Here is a 21809-nt window from a genome sequence, read left to right as displayed (position 1 = left end):
GCCGGAGAGATGCCTGTCCGGCCGGGGTGCGGGGCCGCGCCCCGGCCGAAAAAACGCCGGCCCCAGCGCCCCCGGAACGAGGGCGCCGAGGACCGGCGCTGTCGGCTCGCTACTTGCTGGCGGTGCCGGCGGCCTTGCCGAAGCGGGCCTCGAAGCGGGCCACGCGGCCACCGGTGTCGAGGATCTTCTGCTTGCCCGTGTAGAACGGGTGGCACTCGGAGCAGACGTCGGCACGGATGGTGCCGCTGTCCAGCGTCGAACGGGTGGTGAACGACGCGCCACAGGTGCAGCTGACCTGCGTCTCGACGTACTGGGGGTGGATGTCGCGCTTCAAGGGTTTCTCCTAGGTTCGGGAGGGCACCGGGTCGTCCGTGCGGATTGCGCGTCCGTGAACCGGGGCCGACGTACCAGTCTGCCAGGACCGGCCGTATCTCCCAAAACCGGGGTGGGCCGCCGGCTATTCCCGGGGCGGGGTCAGCGCACGATCTGCCCGGCGTCGCCCTTGTCGCCCGCGGATTCCTCCAGGGCGGAGGCGGGGATCGGGGCATCGGCGCGGAGCGCGGTCCACACCTGCTTCGACTCCTCCTCCAGCGGGACGACCCGGTTGGGATCGGCGGGGTCGTACCGCACGGGCAGGGTCACCATGCGGACGTCGTCGGCGCCGAGGCCCTTCAGCCCCGTCGCGAAGCTCGCCAGCCTGGTGACGGAGCCGAGGTCGGAGTCGGTGGTGACGGCCTTGGTGGCGGTGTCCGCGATGCCGTAGAGCTTGGTGCCGTCGAGGACGCCGACGCTCGTGGCCTGCTTGATGAGCGCCTTGATGAAGTCCTGCTGGAGCTGGATGCGGCCGAGGTCGCTGCCGTCGCCGACGCTCTTGCGGGTGCGGACCAGGCCGAGCGCCTGCTCGCCGTTCAGGGTGTGGGTGCCGGGGGCCAGGTCCAGATGGCTCTTGGGGTCGTCGATGGCCCGGCTCGTGGTGATCTCGACGCCGCCGAGCTTGTCGACGAGCTTCTTGAAGCCGGTGAAGTCGACCTCGATGTAGTGGTCCATCCGGATCCCGGACATCGCCTCGACGGTCTTCACCGCGCAGGCCGGTCCGCCGACCTCGTACGCCGTGTTGAACATGGCCCGCTCCTGGCCGGCGACGGGCTCGCCGCTCACGTCGCCGGTGCACTCGGGACGGGTGACGAGGGTGTCGCGCGGGATGGAGACCACACTCGCGGACTTGTGCCCCTTGTTGACGTGCACGACCATCGCGGTGTCGGAGCGGGCGCCGCCCTGGTCCTCGCCGTACGCGGCGTTGGCGCCGGAACGGGAGTCGGAGCCGAGCACGAGGATGTCCTCGGAGCCGTTGTCGACGTTCTCGGGGCGGTTCTTGCCCAGCGCGTTGTTGATGTCGACGGCCTTGAGGTTGCCGTTGAGGTGGAAGTAGGCGTATCCGAGACCCGATCCGCCGACGACGACCAGTCCGGCCAGGCCCCAGGCGGCGACGACGGCCGCCCTGCGGCGGCGCGACGGCTTCCTCCGGCGGCGGCCGGTGGCCCGTATTCGGCTGGTGCTCCCGCGCTGTCCGCTCATCGCTCTCCTCGATCCCTCGGCCCGGTCCCGGCTACCGCCCCCTGCGTGGTGTGCGGGTGTGTGTGCCGCTTTGTCACTGTCGGGTACGACGTGGCGGCGACAGAAAGGGTTGCACAGGGGGTTGTGGCCTCCGGGTAAGGAACGGAACCGCGCGAGGGGCCGGGCAGCAGCCCGTGACCCCGCGCTCACCTGCGGTTTCTTGTCCTCTACAGCGACCGGACGGACCCGGTGGCGGCGGACGGCCGTGTGGCGAAGGTCTCGGGACGGCAACGACGAGGCCGCCCCCGGCACCGAAGTGCCGGGGGCGGCCCGGATGTCCGAAGCGGGACGGCCCTAGTCGTTGTTGCCCGGGGCCGGCGTCGTCTTCTGGATCTGGAGCAGGAACTCCGCGTTGGACTGGGTCTTCTTCATCCGGTCCAGCAGCAGCTCGATCGCCTGCTGCTGGTCCAGTGCGTGGAGCACCCGGCGGAGCTTCCAGACGATCGCCAACTCCTCGCTGCCCAGCAGGATTTCCTCCTTGCGGGTGGAGGACGCGTCGACGTCCACCGCCGGGAAGATCCGCTTGTCGGAGAGCTTGCGGTCGAGCTTGAGCTCCATGTTGCCGGTGCCCTTGAACTCCTCGAAGATCACCTCGTCCATGCGCGAGCCGGTCTCGACGAGCGCGGTGGCCAGGATGGTCAGCGAGCCGCCGTCCTCGATGTTGCGCGCGGCACCGAAGAAGCGCTTCGGCGGGTAGAGCGCGGTCGAGTCGACACCACCGGACAGGATGCGCCCGGAGGCCGGGGCCGCGAGGTTGTACGCGCGTCCCAGGCGGGTGATCGAGTCCAGCAGGACGACCACGTCGTGACCCAGCTCCACGAGGCGCTTGGCACGCTCGATGGCCAGCTCGGCGACGGTGGTGTGGTCCTCGGCGGGGCGGTCGAAGGTCGAGGAGATGACCTCGCCCTTCACCGACCGCTGCATGTCGGTGACCTCTTCCGGACGCTCGTCGACCAGGACGACCATCAGGTGGCACTCGGGGCTGTTGACCGTGATCGCGTTGGCGATGGCCTGGAGGATCATGGTCTTGCCGGTCTTCGGCGGGGCCACGATCAGACCGCGCTGGCCCTTGCCGATGGGGGCGACCAGGTCGATGATCCGCGTCGTCAGGACGTTGGAGTCGGTCTCCAGACGGAGCCGGTCCTGCGGGTAGAGCGGGGTCAGCTTCTGGAACTCCGGGCGGCCGCGGCCGGATTCGGGTGCTCCGGCGTTGACCGAGTCCAGCCGGACCAGCGCGTTGAACTTCTCGCGGCGCTCGCCGTCCTTGGGCTGGCGCACGGCACCCGTGACGTGGTCGCCCTTGCGCAGGCCGTTCTTGCGGACCTGGGCGAGCGAGACGTACACGTCGTTCGGACCGGGCAGGTAGCCGGAGGTCCGGATGAACGCGTAGTTGTCGAGGATGTCGAGGATGCCCGCGACGGGGATCAGCACGTCGTCGTCGGAGACGGCGACCTCGCCGGCGAAGTCGTCGCGTCCGCGACGGCCCCGGCGGTCGCGGTAGCGGCCCCGGCGGCCGCGCCGGCCGCCCTCGTCGTCGAAGTCGTCCTGCGGTCCGCCGCCCTGCTGGCCCTGGTTCTGCTGGCCGCGCCGGCTCTGGCCGCCCTGACCCTGGCCCTGGCCCTGCTCGTCGCCCTTGTTGCGGCGGTCGCGCTGACGCTCGCGGCGGTCGCCGCGCTGGCCGCGCTCCTGGCGGTCGCCGCGACGCCCCTCGGCGTTGTCGGCGGCGGCCTCGGCCTTGGACTCGGAACGGTCCTCGGCGGGCGCCTCGTGCTTGGGCTCGTCCTTGGCCCGGTCCTTGGTCTCGGACTTGGTCTCCGGGCTGCCGGCCTGCGCGGTGGCGCGGCGGCGACGGCGCTCGCCCGCGGGCGCCTCGTCGCTGGCGGGCTGCCCGGGGATGTCGATCTGCTGCTGGGCCGCGGGCTGCTCGGCGGGGGCGGCGGCCGGGGTCTCGTCCCCGGCGCCGGTGCGCGCCTTGGAGGTGGCCCGGCGCTTCGGCGCGGTCTTGGCCTCCTCGGCGGGGGCCGCGGCCTTGGCCTTCGGCGCGGCGGAGCCGCCGGCCTGGGCCTCCTTGATGACCTCGATCAGCTGGCTCTTGCGCATCCGCGCAGTGCCCTTGATACCGAGGCCGGACGCGACCTGCTGCAGCTCGGCCAGGACCATGCCGTCAAGGCCGGTGCCGGAGCGGCGGCGCCGTGCGGTGGTGCCAGTGGCAGCACCTTCGGCGGGCGCGGCGCTGTCGACGTTCTTGTCGGCAGTCACGCCCATCAGATCGGTGGTGTCGCTCACGAAGGGTCCTTCCCTGGAGCGGACGTCGGCCTTCTGGCTCGGCGACCGGTTGTGCTGTCCGACTGCGGTCTTCGGTGCGGACCGTGCCGGGGCGGTGGTCCCGCCGGGTAGGTACGGCGGAGAGGTGAACGTGTGCATGGGTCCGGCGCGAGCATCCCCCTGCTCGGCCCACTCCTGAGACAAGCGAGGGGTGTCGTGCCGGTTCCGGAGCGTGCTCGAAACTGCTCAGGCAGGCTGCTCAGGCAGTTGGGGAGGCTCCCGGAAGAATTGGTGGTCCCGGAAAGGGACACGAAGCAACGCGCCACATAGACGTCGATTGCAGACTTGAGGTTAACACTACCGGCTCCAACAAACATTCCCCCTCTCGGTCACCGGCAACCACTTCTCGCCTACGGGGCGAGCGGCAGCACACTCGCTCCCTGGGCGTCGAGAGCGAGCCGGTTGGCCGCCCAGCCCTCGCCCGCCAGTCGTGCGACCTTGTCGGCCGCACCGTCCTCGGCCAGTGCCAGCACGGTGGGTCCGGCACCGGAGATGACCGCGGGGACGCCTTCGGCGCGCAGCCGGGCCACCAGTTCCGCGCTCTGCGGCATGGCCGGGGCGCGGTACTCCTGGTGGAGCCGGTCCTCGGTGGCCGTGAGCAGCAGCTCGGGGCGCCTGGTCAGGGCCTCGACGAGGAGCGCGGCACGGCCGGCGTTGAAGGCGGCGTCGACGTGCGGGACGGAGCGCGGCAGCAGGCCGCGGGCGGTCTCGGTGAGCACCGGCTTGCCGGGGACGAAAACCACCGGAACGATGGAATCAGCGGGATCCATCCTGATCGCGCGCGCCGATCCCCCGTCCATCCAGGCCAGCGTGAATCCGCCGAGCAGACAGGCGGCGACGTTGTCCGGGTGGCCCTCGATCTCGGTGGCCAGCTCCAGCAGGGCGGCGTCGTCGAGCCGGGCGTCACCGCCGGTGGTCACGGCGCGGGCCGCGACGATGCCGGCGCAGATGGCGGCGGAGGAGGAGCCGAGGCCGCGTCCGTGCGGGATGCGGTTGGCGCAGACGATCTCCAGGCCGCGGGGCTGTCCGCCGAGCAGGTCGAAGGCGGTGCGCAGGGACCGCACGAGGAGGTGCTTCTCGTCGCGGGGCAGCGTGTCCGCGCCCTCACCGGCGATGTCGATGTGCAGTCCGGAGTCGGCCACGCGGACGACGACGTCGTCGTACAGGCCCAGCGACAGGCCGAGGGCATCGAAACCCGGGCCCAGGTTGGCGCTGGTGGCGGGGACGCGCACCCGGACGGCGGCGGCTCGGAAGGCGGGACCGGCCATCGCTCTGACGACTCTCCTTGTGAGGCGGCGGGGACATGCGAGAAGCTGCGGGGCTTCTGGGGATGGGGGTACTTCGGGGTGGTACGGGGGTTTTCCTGGCGTACTTCAGGGGGGGGACCGCAACGACCCGTGCACCCCGGCTCGTACGGCGGGGCGGACTGGGTTGGGTACAGCTTATCGAAGGAAGGTTCTGTCGCGACATAGGGCGCACAGGAGGCGCACGATGCGTGTCGCACGCCGCCGGTGCGCTCGCCGCCCCGAAAAGGGGCGTTTGAGCTGCGTTTCTGACGAGGTGTCGCCGTTTCCCGGGCCCGTCGCGCGGACGGGCCCGGGAGGCGGCTGCCGGGTGCGCCGGGTGTTACGCGAGACCCAGCCGCTCGGCCGCGGTGGCGGCGTCGACCGGGACGGTGACCGGCTGCGGGGCGCCCGCGACGGCCCAGTCGGGGTCCTTGAGGCCGTTGCCGGTGACCGTGCAGACGATCTTCTGGCCGGGGTCGACCTTGCCCTCTTCGGCGGCCTTCAGCAGACCGGCCACGGAGGCCGCCGATGCGGGCTCCACGAAGACGCCCTCCTGGGAGGCCAACAGGCGGTAGGCGGACAGGATCTGACGGTCCGTGACCTCGTCGATGAAGCCGCCGGACTCGTCGCGCGCGGCCAGGGCGTACTGCCAGGAGGCCGGGTTGCCGATCCGGATGGCGGTGGCGATGGTCGACGGGTCCTTGACGACCTCGCCGCGCACGATGGGCGCGGAGCCGGAGGCCTGGAAGCCCCACATGCGCGGGGTGCGCGAGGAGACGCCGTCCTTGGCGTACTCGGTGTAGCCCTTCCAGTAGGCGGTGATGTTGCCCGCGTTGCCGACCGGGAGGACGTGGATGTCCGGGGCGTCGCCGAGCGCGTCGACGATCTCGAACGCGGCGGTCTTCTGGCCCTCGATGCGGACCGGGTTGACCGAATTGACCAGCGCCACCGGGTAGTTGTCCGAAAGTGAACGGGCGAGCGTCAGGCAGTCGTCGAAGTTTCCGTCGACCTGGAGGATCTTGGCGCCGTGGACGAGCGCCTGGCCCATCTTGCCCAGGGCGATCTTGCCCTGGGGAACGAGGACGGCGCAGACCATGCCGGCGCGCACCGCGTACGCGGCGGCGGAGGCGGAGGTGTTGCCGGTGGAGGCGCAGATGACGGCCTGCGCGCCCTCCTCCTTGGCCCGGGTGATGGCCATGGTCATGCCGCGGTCCTTGAAGGAACCGGTGGGGTTGGCGCCCTCGACCTTGAGGTGCACCTCGCAGCCCGTGCGCTCGGACAGGACCTGAGCGGGGACGAGCGGCGTACCGCCCTCACGGAGCGTGACGACCGGCGTCGTGCTCGTGACCGGGAGCCGGTCCCGGTACTCCTCGATGATGCCGCGCCACTGGTGGGTGCCCTTGGTGGTCATGGGTCCTTACTCCCCTTCAACACGCATGATGCTGGCGACACCGCGCACGGTGTCGAGCTTGCGCAGCGCCTCGACGGTCCCGGAGAGGGCGGCGTCGGGCGCGCGGTGGGTGACGACGACGAGGGAGGCCTCGCCGTCCGATTCCTGACTGTCCGGCCGGCTCTGCTGGCGGACGGTGTCGATGGACACGCCCTGCTCGGCGAAGACCGTCGCGACCTGGGCGAGCACGCCGGGCTTGTCGGCCACGTCGAGACTGATGTGGTACCGCGTGACGACGTCGCCCATCGGGCTCACCGGCAGTCGGGTGTAGGCGGACTCGCCGGGGCCGGGCGCCTCGTTGAGCCGGTTGCGGCAGACCGCCACGAGGTCGCCGAGGACCGCGGAGGCGGTCGGGGCGCCGCCGGCGCCGGGTCCGTAGAACATCAGCTGACCGGCGGCCTCGGCCTCGACGAACACCGCGTTGTACGCCTCGCGGACGGAGGCCAGCGGGTGGCTCAGCGGGATCATCGCGGGGTGCACCCGGGCCGTGACGGACTGCCCGTCGGCGGCGCGCTCGCAGATGGCGAGCAGCTTGACCGTGCAGCCCATGCGGCGGGCGGAGGCGATGTCGGCGGCGGTGACCTCGGTGATGCCCTCGCGGTGCACGTCGCCGATCCGCACCCGGGTGTGGAAGGCGATGCCGGCGAGGATCGCGGCCTTCGCGGCGGCGTCGAAGCCCTCGACGTCGGCGGTCGGGTCGGCCTCCGCGTAGCCGAGGGCGGTGGCCTCGTCGAGCGCCTCGGAGTAGCCGGCGCCGCTGGTGTCCATCTTGTCGAGGATGAAGTTCGTGGTGCCGTTGACGATGCCGAGCACTCGGTTGACCTTGTCGCCGGCCAGCGATTCGCGCAGCGGGCGGACGAGCGGGATGGCACCGGCGACGGCGGCCTCGTAGTACAGGTCGCGGCCGTGCTGTTCGGCGGCGGCGTGCAGGGCGGCGCCGTCCTCGGCGAGCAGCGCCTTGTTGGCGGAGACGACGCTCGCGCCGTGCTCGAACGCGGTGGTGATGAGCGTGCGGGCGGGCTCGATGCCGCCGATGACCTCGATGACGACGTCGATGTCGCCCCGTTTGACCAGGGCGGTCGCATCGGTGGTGATCAGCGCGGGGTCGATGCCCTCGCGCACCTTGGAGGGCCGGCGCACGGCGACACCGGCGAGCTCGACCGGGGCGCCGATGCGCGCCGTGAGGTCGTCGGCGTGCGTCGTCATGATGCGGGCCACCTCTGAGCCGACGACTCCACAGCCCAGCAGCGCCACCTTCAGCGGACGCGTACGCATCATCCGACCTCGTTTCCTCAACATCTGATGTGTGAACCAGTCTCACTCACCGGACGGGCGATTCTGTCACCCGTCCGGATCCTGAGATGTTTACTGCGGCCCGGGGGCGCGCCCCCGGAAAATCGTCGTCAGCCCACGTCGAGACGCAGGAGATCTTCCTCCGTCTCGCGCCGAACGATGACCCGCGCCTCCCCGTCGCGCACGGCGATGACTGGCGGACGCAGGGCGTGGTTGTAGTTGCTGGCCATGGAGCGGCAGTACGCGCCGGTGGCGGGTACGGCGACCAGATCGCCGGGGGCCAGGTCCGCCGGGAGGAACGCGTCCTTGACGACGATGTCCCCGCTCTCGCAGTGCTTGCCCACGATGCGGACGAGCATGGGCTCGGCGTCCGAGGTCCGCGAGGCGAGCGCGACGCTGTACTCGGCGTCGTACAGCGCGGTGCGGATGTTGTCCGACATGCCGCCGTCGACGCTGACGTACGTGCGCAGCCCCTCCAGGGGCTTGATGGTGCCGACCTCGTACAGCGTGAAGGCGGTGGGGCCGACGATGGCGCGGCCGGGCTCGACGGAGATGCGCGGGGTGGCGAGACCGGCGGCCTCGCACTCGCGGGTCACGATGTCGCCGAGCGCCTTGGCGATCTCCTGCGGCTCGCGCGGGTCGTCCTCGGAGGTGTACGCGATGCCGAGGCCGCCGCCGAGGTCGATCTCGGGCAGTTCGACGCCGTGCTCGTCGCGGACCTCGGCGAGCAGCTGCACCACGCGGCGGGCGGAGACCTCGAAGCCGGCCATGTCGAAGATCTGCGAGCCGATGTGGGAGTGGATGCCGACGAGCTCCAGCCCGTCGAGGGTGAGCGCGCGGCGCACGGCCTCGGCGGCCTGTCCCCCGGCCAGCGCGATGCCGAACTTCTGGTCCTCGTGCGCGGTGGCGATGAACTCGTGGGTGTGGGCCTCGACGCCGACGGTCACCCGCAGCTGGACGCGCTGGCGCCGGCCGAGCCGCTGGGCGGCGTGGGCGACGCGGACGATCTCCTGGAAGGAATCGAGGACGATCCGGCCGACGCCCGCGGTGACGGCGCGCTCGATCTCGGCGACGGTCTTGTTGTTGCCGTGGAAGGCGATGCGCTCGGCGGGCATCCCGGCGTCCAGGGCGGTGGCCAGTTCGCCGCCGGAGCAGACGTCGAGGTTGAGCCCCTCCTCCTTGAGCCAGCGCACGACGGCGCGGGAGAGGAAGGCCTTCCCGGCGTAGAAGACGTCGGCGTCGGGTCCGAAGGCGTCGGCCCAGGCACGGCAGCGGGCCCGGAAGTCGGACTCGTCCATGAAGTAGGCGGGGGTGCCGAACTCCTCGGCCAGCCGGGCGACTTCGATGCCGCCGACGGTGAGGGCGCCTCGTTCGTCGCGGGTGACCGTACGGGACCAGACCTTCGGGTCGAGCACGTTGAGGTCCTCGGCGGGGGCGGCGTAGTGGCCCTCCGACAGAACGTCGGCGTGACGGGGTCCGGCGGGGTGTGCGGATCGGCTCATCGTGTGGTTCTGCTCTCTCGGATCTGTCAGAGGTACGGGGGCGCGCTGATGCCGAGCAGGGACAGGCCGCCGGCCAGCACCGTCCCGGCGGCCTCGGCGAGGGCGAGCCGGGAGCGGTGGGCGGCCGAGGGTTTCTCGTCCCCGACGGGCAGCGGCGAGGCCGCGTCGTGGACGTCGAGGAAGGCGTGGGCCACCGCTTCGAGGTGGCGGGCGAGCCGGTCGGGCGCGCGGTGCCGGGCGGCGGCGGCCAGCTCGGCGGGGTGGTCGGCGAGCAGCCCGTACAGCGCGACCTCCTCGGGCCCCGCGGGCACGGCCGCCGCCTCGTCCGGACCGGCGGCGGCGAAGCCGAGCAGGGCGGCGCCCCGCGTCATCGCGTGCGTACGGGCGTGGGCGTGACGGACCAGGAAGAGCGCGTTGCCCTCGCCCTGGACCAGGAGGTGGTCGCCGAGATCCGCCCGGTCGTGCCCGGCGGGGCGCAGCAGCCCCCATCGGGCGGCGTCGGGTCCGAGCCGCCGCAGCAGCTCCGCGGCGGTGGCCCCGGCGGGGACGGGCCGAATCGTGATGGCGGGGGCAGAGTCCGGGGCGGCCCCCGCGGCCGGGGTGTCCCGGGCGGCGGCGAGAGCGGACGGCGCGGTGTCCCGGGCGGCGGCGACAGCGGACGGCGCGGTGTCCGGGACGGAATCCATATCCGTCCCGTCCTCCACACCCAGCCGGACGAGGTCCGGTCCGGAGGTCCCCGCCGCGTGGTCGACGCGGACGCGGGCGCCCTGGGCGCGGGCCAGGCGGCGCACGGCGTCGGCGGTGACGGCGGCCCTCACCCCGCCGGCGGGGCGCAGACGCAGCACCTCCCCGGCGAGCGCGTCCCCGTACCCGTACCGCGCGCCCCGCTCCCGCACCCCGGCGAGAACCGCGCGATGGGCGGCGGTGTCGGCGCCGGCGTCGAGCGTGAAGTTCAGGAATCCGGCGCCGGTGACCTCGACGCGCCCGAGCCCCGGCAGGCCGCTCATGCGCGCGCACAGGATCTCGGCGACCTCGCGGGCGGGCCGCGCGGCTGGTCCGGCGAGCTGGAGGGCGACGGCGGTGGCGTAGTCCCCGGTGCCGCCGGGCCGCGTCCGCTCGACCCGCACCCTGCTCGGCACGGGCGCCCGCAGCACATGCGCGTCGACCGCGCTGCGCACGGCGTGCAGCACGGTCGCGGAGAGATCTGCGGGGGTCACGGGACAAGCGTAGGCGAGGGAGGGGGGCCTTTAGCGAACGCGTTTCGTCATCCGGTCAGCCGGCCGCGCTCTCCGCACGCCCGGCCCCCTGCCGCCCGTCCAGCACGGCGGTCCGCCCGCGCTCCGCCAACGTCCGTACCAGCCGCACCAGCTCACTGGGCTCGAAGGGCTTCGCGAGGAACGCGTCCACCCCGGCCGCGACCCCGCTGTCCACCTCGTACGGCGTGCAGGCACTGACGATCGCCAGCGGCAGATGCCGGGTCCGCGGATCGGAGCGCAGCCGGGTGGCCGTCTGCAGCCCGTCCATCCGCGGCATGACGACATCGAGTGTGATCACGTCGGGACTCACCCGATGAACGAGATCCAGACACTCGACACCATCGGCCGCGGTCACGACCTCGAAGCCCTCCAGCTCGAGATTGACCCTGATCAAGTGCCGGATGACCTTGTTGTCGTCGACAACAAGCACACGGCCGCACGCGCCTGACACCCTTCGAGAGTAGGCGGGGCGGAGGGGCTGCGTCCGGGTTTTGCCCACTTCCGCCCCCGGACGGCGGCGGCAAGGTTGGCCAAATGTGTGTGCGAGGGGGCGTACGCCCTCCCGCGATGACGCGGAATACCTGTTCACGGGCACCCCGTGGAAGCTGGTAGTGTTTCACCCGTCGCCGAGCAACACAGCGATACGCCCCCGTAGCTCAGGGGATAGAGCATCGGCCTCCGGAGCCGGGTGCGCAGGTTCGAATCCTGCCGGGGGCACTTCGCAGGAAGTGCCACAGAAGCGCTGACCGACAGAAATGTGGGTCAGCGCTTTTTTGTTGTTCCCCGGCCCCTCTCAGCCGGGAAGATCCAGCTCGGCAACGACCGTCTTGCCGATCGGGTCGCGGTCGAGCACCGCCCAGCGGTCGGCGAGCGCCTCGACCAGGAGGAGGCCCCGGCCGCCCTCGGCCAGCGGCAGGGGTGCGGGACGGAGGGTTCCCGGGGACGGCGGGCGGCACTCACTCCGGGTGTCGGAGACCTCGATGCGCAGGGTGGTGGGGACGAGCCCGAGGACCAGTTCGAAGTCGCGACCGGGGATCCGTCCGTGGGTGGCGGCGTTGGCGGCAAGCTCGGCCACGAGGACGGCGGCGGTGTCGGACGCCGGGCTGCCGTACGGCAGGCCCCAGAGATCGAGCTGGTGGAGGGCGAGCCGGCGGGCGAGGCGGGCACCTCGCGGGGTCGAGCTGAAGCGCTGGACGAACACACATACGGTGACGGACGCTTCGAGGGTGCCGGGGGCGGAGGGTGCTGTCATATGCCCACGGTGCCGCCGGGGTGTCCCCCTCCACCAGGGGCGGAGCGCGTACGCAAGGTCAGCGTACGCGCACGTTCGGTAGACAGTACGCGTCACCGTCCGTGACGATGGGCGCCAGTCGGAAGCGGTACGGCGGGCGAACAGCACGGGAGGTGTCCGGCGATGGCCTACGAGGGCATGGACGGCGGCGTTACGGGATCGGCGGGCGGTACGGAACCGGAGGCGTCGGACAGCCTGCGCACCTTCGGCGCGGTCGTCCACGCGTTACGGGAGCACGCGGGGCTCAGCCGCGAGGAGTTCGGTGCCCTCGTCGGGTACTCGAAGCACACGATCGCCTCCATCGAGCAGGGCCGCCGCATGCCCGACCTCGACTTCGTGGAGGGCGCGGAGCCGGTCCTCGGCAACATCGGCGCGCTCCGTCGGGCGGCGCCGTTCCTCACCCGGCAGGCGGGGCTGGCGAGTTGGTTCGTCCAGTGGGCGCGCATCGAGGCGACGGCGATCAGCCTGTACACGTACGAGTGCCGGGTGGTGCCCGGCCTGTTGCAGACCGAGGCGTACGCACGCGCCGTATCGCTGGATGTTCCGCCTCTGCCGGACCCGGAGGAACTGGAACAGCGCATCGCGGCCCGGATGGCCCGTCAGAACCTCCTGTCCGTCAACCGGAAGCCGCCCACGGCCTTCAGCTTCATCATCGAGCAGTCGGTGCTGGAGCGCAGGACGGGTGGCGACGAGGTGACGCGAGAACTCCTAGACCATCTCATCGACTTGGCCGAGAACAACTGGACCGTGGAGATCCAGGTGATGCCCACGCGACGGCCGCATCACGCGGGGCTGGATGGGCCGATGCGACTGGCCGAGACCCCGGAGCACCGCTGGTTCGCGTACTCGGAAGGACAACAGAACGGACGCTTGATCTCTGACGTGAAGGAGATCAGCGTCGTCCAGCAGCGGTATGCGAAACTGCGCTCGCAGGCTCTCACCCCCGAGGATTCGCTGAGTCTGCTGAAGCGAATGCGAGGAGCGCTATGAGCACGTCCGAACTGGCCTGGTTCAAGAGCAGTTACAGCGGCTCTCAGGGTGACGACTGTGTCGAGGTGGCGATGTCCTGGCACAAGTCGAGCTACAGCGGCTCCGAGGGCGACAATTGCGTCGAGGTCGCCGCCTGCCCGACCGCCGTCCACGTCCGGGACTCCAAGGACCAGCACAGCCCCGAACTCGCCCTCTCCCCCACCGTGTGGAGCGACTTCATCACCTACGCCGTCCAGGCCTGACGCCCGGACGCCCAGCGCCCCGTCCCGGAGTCGTCCGGGGCGGGGCGCTGTCGTTCACGGACCGGACAGCTCCGGGGCTTCGGGCGGCAGGGATCCGCACGCGTCTGAAAAGTCGGCCTCGGGATCCCTGGAATCTGCCCGTACAGCCCCTCGGAGGGGGTGCGGAGGCAAGCTGACGCCGGTCCCGGACCGTCTTGGTCGACCGCCTTCGGACAGGCTGTCACGCGCCCGTCGACGGGATGGAGAAACTGGCCTTGACCTGGTGTTTTCCTGGGATGTTCCTAGCCTGGAGACTCTGCTCGGCACCGTCGGAGGGGACATCGTGAACGCGGAGAGCACCGGGTACGACAGCACTCGCATCGAGATGCTGGAAGGGTGGGCCGCCGTACGGAAGCGGCCCGGCATGTATGTGGGCTCGACGGGGGAACGCGGGCTGGCCCAGATGGTGTTCGACGTCGCGGACCGGGCCGTGAACGAGGTTCTGGGCGGCCGTGCCACGTCCGTCGCCATCACGCTGACGGCCGACGGCGGTCTGCGCGTGGCAGATGACGGGCCAGGCATCCCTGTCGACGGGTCGGACGGGGCCGCTGGTAGCGGGCTCGAAGCCCTGCTCACCGAGACGTGGTCCGAGGCAGGTGTCGAGGACCGCCACGAGGTGGCGTTCAGTGCGTTCGGCCTGGGGCTCGGCGTCATCAACGCACTGTCCCATCGTATGACGGCCGAAGTGCGGCGCGGGGGCATCCGGTGGGTTCAGGAGTACGCGCGGGGCGTCGCCGTCACCCCGGTCACCGAGGTGGGAACGGCGGACGGAAGCGGAACCACCATCACTTTCTGGCCGGACGCCGACATCTTCGGAAGGGCGCAGTTCTCGTTCGACTCGCTGGAGAAGCCGTTCAGGGAACTGGCTCCGGTGTACCCGCTCCTGGACGTCTCGCTGGCCGACCTGCGGCGCCCGGACGAGCCCCGTTCGGTGCGGATCCGCTTTCCGGGCGGACTCGGGAAGTTCGTCGATGTTCTCGACGCTCACACGGCGGCCACCCCGATGGATACCCTCGCCTTCGCGCAGGAGGACTCTCGGATGTCGGGGGTGTTGGAGGTCGCCTTCCGCTGGTGCGGCTGTCCCGGCGAACGGGTGCGGAGCTACGCCAACGGCCGGCCCACTCTCGGCGGTACGCACGTCACCGGCTTCCGCCGAGGGGCAGCCGCCGCGCTCACGGCGTACGCGCGCGAGCGGGGGATCCTGACGCCGTCGGATCCCGACATTGACCCGGAGGGGATCGGTACCGGCCTGACGGCCGTCGTGTCGGTCAAGCTGGACCGCCCCGAATTCGAGGGCTCCACGAGAGGTGTGCTGGGCAACGCCGAAGTGACGAAGTGCCTCGAAGACGCCGTACGGGACCGCCTCGGTAAGCGGCTGCGGGAAGACCCGGAGGGGGCCGCCGCCGTCGGCCCGATTGTTCGGGGTGCCCGTCGGGGCTGAATGAATCGTCCCGTATCAGCATTCGGCTACTGGCTCAAAGGAGACGTACGCCCTCGGGAGCTCTCGGCAATACTCCCTTCACGGACCCGCACGATGCGGCCTTCCGGGGCCTGAAGCGAATGCGAGGAGCGCTATGAGCACGTCCGAACTGGCCTGGTTCAAGAGCAGTTACAGCGGCTCCGAGGGGGACAGCTGCGTCGAGGTGGCGATGTCCTGGCGCAAGTCGAGCTACAGCGGCTCACAAGGCGACAGTTGCGTCGAGGTCGCCGCCTGCCCGACCGCCGTCCACGTCCGGGACTCCAAGGACCGGCACAGCCCCGAACTCGCCCTCTCCCCCACCGTGTGGAGCGACTTCATCACCTACGCCGTCCAGGGCTGACGCCCGGACGCCCAGCGCCCCGTCCCGGAGTCGTCCGGGGCGGGGCGCTGTCGTTCGGGGACCGGATGGCTCCGGACACCGGCTGGACCGGCCGGGATACGGTCGTGTCCGGGGCCCGGCCGCAGGCGGTGCCGTCGTGGACGCCGTCGATCAGCCGGGTGATGTGATGAAGAGGACAGAGGGAATCGCGAGTTGCCTGCGAGGTGGCGGGTTCCTCAGGGGCTCCGCCCTCGGCCTTGCGGAGATGTTCCTCGGGTGGCGCACCCTCTTCCTGGGTTTCGGCGGAACGCTGGTCGGGTTCGTGGGAGCGATCACTAACGAGGGAGCCGCGACGCGGGTAACGCTGGTGGTCATCGGTTGCGTCTCCCTGGCCCTTCTGGTGGTCACCCTGAAGTACGTGAAGAGCGACCGGAGCCGGCACACCGGCGCCTGACCTCGTGCGTGGACCCGGTGTGCTTCCGGGCCGGTGCCGGATAACACGACAGCGCCCCTCCCCGGACTGCTCCGGGGCGGGGCGCTGTCGTATGCGGAGTGCGGGTCAGTCGACCGGCAGCCCCGGGGCCGGGTACGCCTCCATCAGTTCCTTCACCTCGGCGCGGATCGCCGTGAGGGTGGGCTCGTCGGCGGTGCGGGCGGCGGTGACGGCTCGGTCGATCCAGGTGGCGACGGTGGCCATCTCCGTCGTCGGGATGCCCCGGGACGTGAGCGCCGGGGTGCCGATGCGGATGCCGGAGGGGTCGAAGGGCTTGCGGGGGTCGTAGGGGACGGTGTTGTGGTTGACGACGATGCCGGCGCGGTCGAGGGCCTTCGCCGCCACCTTGCCGGGGATGTCCTTGGTGGTGAGGTCGATGAGGAGGAGGTGGTTGTCGGTGCCGCCGGAGACGAGGTCGAAGCCTCGGGCGGCGAGTTCCTCGCCGAGGGCGCGGGCGTTGGCGACGACGGTGTGGGCGTAGGAGCAGAAGGCGGGGGTGGCGGCCTCGTTGAGGGCGACGCCGATGGCGGCGGTGGTCTGGTTGTGGGGGCCGCCCTGGAGGCCGGGGAAGACGGCGCGGTCGAGGGCGCGGGCGTGTGCGGCGCGGCTGAGGAGCATGGCGCCGCGGGGGCCGCGGAGAGTCTTGTGGGTGGTGGTGGAGACGACGTCGACGTGGGGGGCGGGTGAGGGGTGGGCGCCGCCGGCGATCAGGCCCGCGATGTGGGCGATGTCGGCGACGAGGACCGCGCCGACCTCGCGGGCGATCTCCGCGAAGCCCGCGAAGTCGATGGTGCGGGGGACGGCGGTGCCGCCGCAGAAGATGAGCTTGGGCCGCTCGGCGAGGGCCAGGTCGCGGACCTCGTCCAGGTCGACGCGGCCGGTGTCGCGGCGGACGCCGTACTGTACGCCGTTGAACCAGGTGCCTGTGGCCGAGACGCCCCAGCCGTGGGTGAGGTGGCCGCCCATCGGGAGTGACATGCCGAGGACGGTGTCGCCGGGCTTCAGGAAGGCGAGGTAGACGGCGAGGTTGGCCGGGGAGCCGGAGTAGGGCTGGACGTTGGCGTGCTCCATGCCGAACAGGGCCTTCGCCCGCTCGACGGTGATCGCCTCGACCTGGTCGATGACCTGTTGGCCCTCGTAGTAGCGCTTGCCGGGGTAGCCCTCGGAGTACTTGTTCTGGAGGACCGTTCCGGACGCTTCGAGCACGGCGGCCGAGACGTAGTTCTCGCTGGGGATCAGGCGCAGGGTGTCGGCCTGGAGGCGTTCCTCGGCGGCCACGAGGGCGGCGAGTTCGGGATCGGCCGCCGTCAGGGCGGAGTGGCGGGGCGGGGCCACGGTGGATGCGGCTGTGGATACGGACGCGGTCACGGGAGTCCTCCCGGGTCGGTCGCACGAGGCGACATGGACCCGGATCGCCCAGGCGGACGGCTCTCCGGCGATGGCCCCCGGGCGCGCCCGGGTGTGCCGCTCCCTCGTGGTCGGTTCCACGGAACACCCCGGAGGGTGCACGCCAGTCGCGGCCCTTCGGACTCTACCCGTCGGCGGCCGGGACCGTCGGCCGAGGGTGCGAAGCCCGGCGATTTGGCGTCAACCGGCCATGCTTGAGCGTCCCTTGGCCGTTTCTTGGCTTATACATGCCCCATACATGAGACGTTCCTCGCCAGAGTGTCCCCTTACATGTGCACATCATCCGGCACATGGTCCACACGCGAGACCCATATCGCAGGGGGTTACGTTGAGAATCAGCCGCGCCGGACGACGCGCCGGGCTGAGCATGGCAGTGACACTGCCCATGCTCGCCGGGGCGCTCGCCCTCGGGATACCCGACGCCAGCGCAGACGCCGCACCCGGCGCTCGAGCGGCGTTGCAGGGGACCAAGCCGGCCTGGGCCACCGCATCGGCCGACCGGGGCGCCTCGGCCGACAGCGCGAAGGTCTCCGTCCGGGTCCACCTGGCCGGACGGGACGCCGCGGGCCTCACCGCGTACGCCGCCGCCGTGTCCGACCCGGAGTCGGCCTCGTACGGGAAGTATCTGAGCCCGGCCCAGGCGCAGGCCCGGTTCGGGGCGACGCCGGAGCAGATCGACCGGGTGAGCCGGTGGCTCAAGGACTCCGGGCTCACGGTCACGGGCACCAACCAGCACTACGTCTCGGCCACCGGTGACGTCGCCACGGCCGAGAAGGCCTTCGGCACCCAGCTGCGCGAGTACCGCAGGAGCGGCCGGACCTACCGGGCCCCGGCGGCCACCGCGACCGTGCCCGCCGCGCTCGGCGACGCCGTCCTCGCCGTCTCCGGTCTGGACAACGCGCCGCACCGGTCCAGCCACGACGAGGTCCTTCCGCCGCCGGACGCCGTGTTCCGCAACTCGGGGCCGTTCTCCAGCTACTTCGGCTCGAACACCGCCTCCTCCCTCCCGAAGGCGTACGGCGCGAAGGTGCCGTACGCGGTCAAGGGCTACACCGGCAAGCAGCTGCGCTCCGCGTACGGGGCCGGGAGCTACACGGGCAAGGGCGTGACCGTCGCGATCACCGACGCGTACGCCTCCCCCACCATCGCCGAGGACGCCTCCGAGTACGCGAAGCGCAACGGCGACGCGCCCTACCGGCGCGGGCAGCTCACCCAGGTCCTCCCCGACGACTACACGAGGACCGAGGAGTGCGGGGCCTCCGGCTGGTACGGCGAGGAGACCCTCGACGTCGAGGCCGTGCACGCCGTCGCCCCGGACGCGAACATCGTGTACGTGGGCGGCGCGTCCTGCTACGACAACGATCTGCTGGACTCGCTGAACAAGGTCGTCGACTCCCGGCTCGCCGACATCGTCTCCAACTCCTGGGGCGACATCGAGGCCAACCAGACCCCCGACCTGGCGCTCGCCTACGACCAGGTGTTCAAGATGGGCGCGATCGAGGGCATCGGCTTCTACTTCTCCTCGGGCGACGCCGGCGACAACGTCGCGTCCACCGGGACCAAGCAGGTCGACGTCCCCGCCAACTCCGCCTGGGTGACCTCGGTCGGCGGCACCTCGCTGGCAGTCGGCAAGCACGACGCGTACCAGTGGGAGACCGGCTGGGGCACCAAGAACGCGCTCCTGTCGGAGGACGGCCGCAGCTGGACCGACTTCCCCGGCGCGTACACCTCGGGCGCGGGCGGCGGCACCAGCGCCACCGTGAAGCAGCCGTTCTACCAGCGCGGCACCGTGCCGGACGCGCTGGCCCGCGCCAACGGGAAGACCCGGATGCGCACCGTGCCGGACATCGCGGCCGTCGCGGACCCGAACACCGGCTTCCTGGTCGGCCAGACGCAGACCATGCCCGACGGTTCCCTCGCCTACGACGAGTACCGCATCGGCGGCACCTCGCTGGCCGCGCCGGTCGTCGCCGGGGTGCAGGCCCTCGCCCAGCAGGCCGCGCACGGCCGTCCGCTCGGCTTCGCCAACCCGGCGATCTACGCCCGCTACGGCTCGAAGACGTACCACGACGTGACGGACCACCCGCTGGGCGCCAAGCGCGATCTGGCCGTGGCCCGGGTGGACTTCGTCAACGGGGTCGACGCGGCGGACGGGCTGCGGACCTCGGTGCGCAGCCTCGGCAAGGACGCCTCGCTGGCCGCCGTGCGCGGCTACGACGACGTCACGGGCGTCGGGACTCCGGCCCCGGGCTATGTGAGCTCCTTCCGCAGGCGCTGACGCCCGCGGGGACGGGAGAACGGGAAAACGGGGAAACGATACGGACGGCCGTCGCGGGGATGCCCCGCGGCGGCCGTCCGTCCGTCCGTCCCGTCTCAGGCGTGCGGCCGGTGGGACAGGTACCGGTCGAGGCCGGTGACCAGGATCTCCAGGCCCGCCGCGAACGCCTCCTGCCGGACCCCGGGGTTCCATTCGGCCGCCCAGGCCCCCAGATGCGGGAACCCGCTGAAGTCGGGGGCCTCGCCGGGCTCCTGGGCGCTTTCGGCGTCCTCGGTGGTGCCGGTCTCGCTCTGCTCCTGGAGGACGAAGCCCGTGACGTAGCTGACCACCGTGTCGCAGCCGTGCGCGACGGCGGCGACGGGGGCCCCGGTGACGCTCAGGACGCGCATCAGTCCGTCGGCGAAGCCGAGGCGGTGCGGGCCGAGCCAGGCGGATCCGGCCACGAGCCGGGCGGCGTCCCGGTGGGCGAGGAGCACCCGCCGCATGTCGACGGCCATCCGGCGCACCGCGTCGGGCCAGGTGGCGGCGTCGGCGGGCGGGACCGGGGCCAGTTCGCCGAGGATCTTCTCGGCCAGGGCGTCCAGCAGGTCCTGCTTGTTCTTGACGTGCCAGTACAGGGCGCCGGGGCGGACCCCGAGTGCGGTGGCGAGCCTGCGGGTGGAGAGGGCGTCGAGGCCGATCTCGTCGAGCAGTTCCAGTGCCGTGTCCACCAGTTCAGACCGTTGCAGCGGCATCGCGCCGTCCCGTCCCTTCGTCACGGACCTCAGCTGTTCCGGAGCCCTGCGCGCCCCCATCATCCGCTGCCGGGGCCTCGGCCGACGAGGGGCCCGACTCCGCGGCCGCCCCGGCCGCCCCGCTCTCCCCGACGAGCGCGTCGATGTCGTCGATCTCCCGCAGGCGCATCTCTTTGAGGAAGAAGGAGAGGGCCAGCGCCACGAGCATGATGACGGCGCCGGTGACGAAGACGACCCCCAGGGAGGAGGTGAAGGCGTCCAGCCCCGCCGTGCGCGCGGGCTCCGGGAGGCCGGCCAGCCGCTCGGGCGCGAGGTCCCGGCCGTGCAGTCCGGGGACGGTGCTCGCGGCGGCACGGGAGGCGAACTGGTTGGTCAGGATCGCGCCGAAGACCGCGGCACCGAAGGACTGGCCCATCGTCCGGAAGAACGTGGCGGTAGTGGTGGCGGAGCCCAGCTCGCGGTCGGGGACGGTGTTCTGGACCGCCTGGACCAGGACCTGCATCAGCAGGCCGAGACCGAGACCGAGGAGCAGCAGTCCGACGGCGAGGACGGCGTACGCGCTGTCGGCCCGCAGAGTGGCGAGGGCGCCGAGTCCGGCGGCGGCCACGGCGGTGCCGATGACCGGGAAGATCTTGTAGCGGCCGTCGCGGGCCGAGATGACGAGACCCGAGCCGATTGAGGAGGCCATGATGCCGACGATCATGGGCATGAGGCGCAGTCCGGTGGCGGCCGGTGTGAGGCCCTTGACCAGTTGGAGGTAGAGGGCGGCGTAGGTGATGGCGCCCATGAGGGCGAAGCCGGTGACGAAGAGCATCGGGGTGGCGACGGCGACGGTGCGTTCGCGGAACATCCGCAGCGGCATGAGCGGTTCGGCGGCCCGGCTCTGGCGCAGGGCGAAGAGGCCGAGGAGCAGGACGCCGGCGGCGGCGAGGCCGAGGATCGCCGGGTCGGACCAGGCGTACGTGTGGCCGCCCCAGGTCGTCATCAGGAGCAGCGCGCAGGTCGCGGCGACGACGAGCAGCGCGCCGGCGACGTCGATGCGGTGGCTGCCGCGTCCGGTGGCCTCGGGGAGCTTCAGCAGGGTGACGACCATGGTGATGCCGGCGATGCCGATCGGCAGGTTGACGTAGAAGAGCCAACGCCACGAGGTGTGCAGGCCGAACAGGCTGTGGTCGCCGGTGAGGAAGCCGCCGATCAGCGGGCCGGCGACGGTGGCCAGCGCGATGACCAGGCCGCCGACGCCCTGGAACTTGGCCCGGTCGCGGGCCGGGACGGCCCGGCCCAGCAGGATCAGCGAGACGCTGTAGAGGCCGCCGGCCCCGATGCCCTGCACGGCGCGGCAGGCGATGAGCTGCCCCATCGTTGCGGCGGTCCCGCAGAGTGCGGAGGCCGCGAGGAAGATCCCGGCCGCCGCGACGAAGACCCGCTTCGCCCCGTACAGGTCGGAGATCCTGCCGTACAGCGGCTGGGTGGCCGTGGAGCCGAGCATGTACGCGGTGATCAGCCAGGGCATCAGCCGCACCCCGTCGACCGGGTCGAGGTCCGTGGCGATCGGGAACGCCGCGACCGACACGATCGTCTGGTCGAGCGCGCTGAGGAACGCGGTGAGCAGCACGCCCACCAGCGCCCAGACCACCCGGCGCCCGGGACCTCCGCGCGCCTTCCCCGTCGCCGTCCCCGCCCCCGTTATTGCGTCGACCGCCACCGGAACCACCCCTCCCCGAAAATTGAACAGTGACCAATTGATCGGTGTTCAATTTAGGGACGCGGGGCGCCGCGCGCAAGCCCCCCGGGGCGATGACGGGCGCGA

At 71.6% G+C, this 21809-nt stretch carries 20 protein-coding genes and 1 tRNA gene; 8 read left to right on the top strand and 13 right to left on the bottom strand.

Translation table 11 applies throughout. The features are described 5' to 3' along the window. Window positions 1–109: 109 nt before the first annotated feature. The 9 genes from rpmE to ACFVDM_RS09110 form a co-directional block, all read right to left on the bottom strand. The gene (rpmE, locus tag ACFVDM_RS09150; protein ID WP_136203279.1) at window positions 110–334 is read right to left on the bottom strand and encodes a 50S ribosomal protein L31; all 225 of its coding nucleotides are present in this window, start codon (window positions 332–334) and stop codon (window positions 110–112) included. A gap of 140 nt (window positions 335–474) precedes the next feature. Further along, window positions 475–1575 (bottom strand): LCP family protein, encoded by a 1101-nt coding sequence (locus ACFVDM_RS09145; protein ID WP_383635034.1) that lies wholly within the window; start codon window positions 1573–1575, stop codon window positions 475–477. Window positions 1576–1908: 333 nt separating this feature from the next. After that, complete coding sequence (rho, locus tag ACFVDM_RS09140) at window positions 1909–3900, bottom strand: transcription termination factor Rho (RefSeq protein WP_383635032.1); 1992 nt, start codon at window positions 3898–3900, stop codon at window positions 1909–1911. Between the two features lie 389 nt (window positions 3901–4289). Continuing rightward, entirely contained in the window at window positions 4290–5207 is a 918-nt protein-coding gene (thrB, locus tag ACFVDM_RS09135; RefSeq protein ID WP_383635030.1) for a homoserine kinase, read from the bottom strand. Window positions 5208–5565: 358 nt separating this feature from the next. Further along, window positions 5566–6636 carry a threonine synthase gene (gene thrC / locus ACFVDM_RS09130; RefSeq protein ID WP_383635028.1) on the bottom strand — a complete coding sequence of 357 codons (1071 nt, stop codon included), beginning with the start codon at window positions 6634–6636 and terminating at the stop codon, window positions 5566–5568. 6 nt (window positions 6637–6642) lie between these two features. Continuing rightward, a complete protein-coding gene (locus ACFVDM_RS09125) occupies window positions 6643–7953 on the bottom strand; it encodes a homoserine dehydrogenase (protein ID WP_383635026.1) in 1311 nt (436 codons plus the stop codon). 125 nt (window positions 7954–8078) lie between these two features. Next, complete coding sequence (gene lysA, locus ACFVDM_RS09120; protein ID WP_383635024.1) at window positions 8079–9470, bottom strand: diaminopimelate decarboxylase; 1392 nt, start codon at window positions 9468–9470, stop codon at window positions 8079–8081. A 26-nt stretch (window positions 9471–9496) separates the two neighbouring features. Continuing rightward, window positions 9497–10687, bottom strand: coding sequence for an ArgS-related anticodon-binding protein NrtL (nrtL, locus tag ACFVDM_RS09115; RefSeq protein WP_383635022.1), 1191 nt, complete (start codon window positions 10685–10687; stop codon window positions 9497–9499). 55 nt (window positions 10688–10742) lie between these two features. Further along, complete coding sequence (locus ACFVDM_RS09110) at window positions 10743–11099, bottom strand: PleD family two-component system response regulator (protein ID WP_383635453.1); 357 nt, start codon at window positions 11097–11099, stop codon at window positions 10743–10745. Between ACFVDM_RS09110 and ACFVDM_RS09105 the strand changes: the two genes are divergently transcribed. Then, a complete protein-coding gene (locus ACFVDM_RS09105) occupies window positions 11040–11174 on the top strand; it encodes a hypothetical protein (RefSeq protein ID WP_383635481.1) in 135 nt (44 codons plus the stop codon). The two genes, ACFVDM_RS09110 and ACFVDM_RS09105, sit on opposite strands and share 60 nt — an antisense overlap. Window positions 11175–11371: 197 nt before the next feature. Next, a tRNA-Arg gene (locus tag ACFVDM_RS09100) sits at window positions 11372–11443 on the top strand. 76 nt (window positions 11444–11519) lie between these two features. Here ACFVDM_RS09100 and ACFVDM_RS09095 read toward each other — a convergent pair. Beyond that, window positions 11520–11978 (bottom strand): ATP-binding protein, encoded by a 459-nt coding sequence (locus ACFVDM_RS09095; protein ID WP_383635020.1) that lies wholly within the window; start codon window positions 11976–11978, stop codon window positions 11520–11522. A gap of 162 nt (window positions 11979–12140) precedes the next feature. Between ACFVDM_RS09095 and ACFVDM_RS09090 the strand changes: the two genes are divergently transcribed. The 5 genes from ACFVDM_RS09090 (at window position 12141) to ACFVDM_RS09070 (ending at window position 15541) form a co-directional block, all read left to right on the top strand. Beyond that, window positions 12141–13007 carry a helix-turn-helix domain-containing protein gene (locus ACFVDM_RS09090; RefSeq protein ID WP_383635018.1) on the top strand — a complete coding sequence of 289 codons (867 nt, stop codon included), beginning with the start codon at window positions 12141–12143 and terminating at the stop codon, window positions 13005–13007. Further along, window positions 13004–13249, top strand: a complete 246-nt coding sequence (locus ACFVDM_RS09085) for a DUF397 domain-containing protein (protein WP_383635016.1) — start codon at window positions 13004–13006, stop codon at window positions 13247–13249. The genes ACFVDM_RS09090 and ACFVDM_RS09085 overlap by 4 nt, the downstream gene beginning before the upstream one ends. A gap of 322 nt (window positions 13250–13571) precedes the next feature. Beyond that, window positions 13572–14729 carry an ATP-binding protein gene (locus ACFVDM_RS09080; protein ID WP_383635014.1) on the top strand — a complete coding sequence of 386 codons (1158 nt, stop codon included), beginning with the start codon at window positions 13572–13574 and terminating at the stop codon, window positions 14727–14729. 133 nt (window positions 14730–14862) lie between these two features. Next, a complete protein-coding gene (locus ACFVDM_RS09075) occupies window positions 14863–15108 on the top strand; it encodes a DUF397 domain-containing protein (protein WP_383635012.1) in 246 nt (81 codons plus the stop codon). Window positions 15109–15244: 136 nt separating this feature from the next. After that, the gene (locus tag ACFVDM_RS09070; RefSeq protein WP_383635009.1) at window positions 15245–15541 is read left to right on the top strand and encodes a hypothetical protein; all 297 of its coding nucleotides are present in this window, start codon (window positions 15245–15247) and stop codon (window positions 15539–15541) included. A gap of 105 nt (window positions 15542–15646) precedes the next feature. Here ACFVDM_RS09070 and glyA read toward each other — a convergent pair whose 3' ends face one another. Continuing rightward, a complete protein-coding gene (glyA, locus tag ACFVDM_RS09065) occupies window positions 15647–16948 on the bottom strand; it encodes a serine hydroxymethyltransferase (RefSeq protein WP_383635007.1) in 1302 nt (433 codons plus the stop codon). A gap of 406 nt (window positions 16949–17354) precedes the next feature. On the opposite strand from glyA, the gene ACFVDM_RS09060 reads away from it, so the two are divergent. Then, a complete protein-coding gene (locus ACFVDM_RS09060) occupies window positions 17355–19265 on the top strand; it encodes a protease pro-enzyme activation domain-containing protein (RefSeq protein ID WP_383635005.1) in 1911 nt (636 codons plus the stop codon). A gap of 95 nt (window positions 19266–19360) precedes the next feature. On the opposite strand, the gene ACFVDM_RS09055 is transcribed toward ACFVDM_RS09060, so the two are convergent. Both ACFVDM_RS09055 and ACFVDM_RS09050 read right to left on the bottom strand, forming a co-directional pair. Continuing rightward, on the bottom strand, window positions 19361–19975 hold the full coding sequence (locus tag ACFVDM_RS09055) for a TetR/AcrR family transcriptional regulator C-terminal domain-containing protein (RefSeq protein ID WP_383635003.1): 615 nt from the start codon (window positions 19973–19975) through the stop codon (window positions 19361–19363). Between the two features lie 4 nt (window positions 19976–19979). Further along, complete coding sequence (locus ACFVDM_RS09050; RefSeq protein ID WP_383635001.1) at window positions 19980–21704, bottom strand: MFS transporter; 1725 nt, start codon at window positions 21702–21704, stop codon at window positions 19980–19982. Window positions 21705–21809: the final 105 nt, after the last annotated feature.

It is taken from the genome of Streptomyces sp. NPDC057682 (assembly GCF_042799575.1).
In the GTDB taxonomy this organism is placed as follows: domain Bacteria; phylum Actinomycetota; class Actinomycetes; order Streptomycetales; family Streptomycetaceae; genus Streptomyces.
The sequence above is the reverse complement of the archived record's forward strand: the minus strand, read 5'-3'. Positions and strand labels throughout refer to the sequence as shown.

Bases quoted from the DNA above. Each gene is read 5' to 3' on its own strand.
- ACFVDM_RS09145 (WP_383635034.1), bottom strand. From the start codon at position 1,575: ATGAGCGGACAGCGCGGGAGCACCAGCCGAATACGGGCCACCGGCCGC.
- thrB (WP_383635030.1), bottom strand. From the start codon at position 5,207: ATGGCCGGTCCCGCCTTCCGAGCCGCCGCCGTCCGGGTGCGCGTCCCC.
- thrC (WP_383635028.1), bottom strand. From the start codon at position 6,636: ATGACCACCAAGGGCACCCACCAGTGGCGCGGCATCATCGAGGAGTAC.
- ACFVDM_RS09125 (WP_383635026.1), bottom strand. From the start codon at position 7,953: ATGATGCGTACGCGTCCGCTGAAGGTGGCGCTGCTGGGCTGTGGAGTC.
- lysA (WP_383635024.1), bottom strand. From the start codon at position 9,470: ATGAGCCGATCCGCACACCCCGCCGGACCCCGTCACGCCGACGTTCTG.
- ACFVDM_RS09105 (WP_383635481.1), top strand. From the start codon at position 11,040: ATGAACGAGATCCAGACACTCGACACCATCGGCCGCGGTCACGACCTC.
- ACFVDM_RS09095 (WP_383635020.1), bottom strand. From the start codon at position 11,978: ATGACAGCACCCTCCGCCCCCGGCACCCTCGAAGCGTCCGTCACCGTA.
- ACFVDM_RS09090 (WP_383635018.1), top strand. From the start codon at position 12,141: ATGGCCTACGAGGGCATGGACGGCGGCGTTACGGGATCGGCGGGCGGT.
- ACFVDM_RS09085 (WP_383635016.1), top strand. From the start codon at position 13,004: ATGAGCACGTCCGAACTGGCCTGGTTCAAGAGCAGTTACAGCGGCTCT.
- ACFVDM_RS09075 (WP_383635012.1), top strand. From the start codon at position 14,863: ATGAGCACGTCCGAACTGGCCTGGTTCAAGAGCAGTTACAGCGGCTCC.
- ACFVDM_RS09060 (WP_383635005.1), top strand. From the start codon at position 17,355: ATGGCAGTGACACTGCCCATGCTCGCCGGGGCGCTCGCCCTCGGGATA.